Source organism: Sulfurovum zhangzhouensis, from assembly GCF_030347965.1.
GTDB lineage: Bacteria > Campylobacterota > Campylobacteria > Campylobacterales > Sulfurovaceae > Sulfurovum > Sulfurovum zhangzhouensis.
Map to the genome: position 1 here is coordinate 1 of NZ_JAQIBD010000020.1, position 355 is coordinate 355.

Genomic DNA, 355 nt, shown 5'->3' on the forward strand with positions numbered 1-355 from the left:
CAGTGAACTACCGTTACGCTCTCTCAACATTTCAACCAGGTAATTCGTGTGAACGCTTGCCAAGATCTCGCTATCGTTTAAGGAGGTGATCCAGCCGCTGGTTCCCCAACGGCTACCTTGTTACGACTTCACCCCAGTCATGAACCTCACCGTGGCAAGCGCCCTCCCGAAGGTTAAGCTACCTGCTTCTGGTGGAATCCACTCCCATGGTGTGACGGGCGGTGTGTACAAGGCCCGGGAACGTATTCACCGCGACATGCTGATTCGCGATTACTAGCGATTCCGACTTCATGGAGTCGAGTTGCAGACTCCAATCCGGACTACGATCGGTTTTCTGAGATTGGCTTACCCTCGC

Annotated in this window: 1 rRNA gene; it reads right to left on the minus strand. The window is 53.8% G+C overall.

Going from position 1 to position 355, the window contains the following annotated elements:
* Positions 1-78: 78 nt before the first annotated feature.
* Positions 79-355: ribosomal RNA gene (locus PGH07_RS11440) — 16S ribosomal RNA — on the minus strand; the annotation flags it as partial.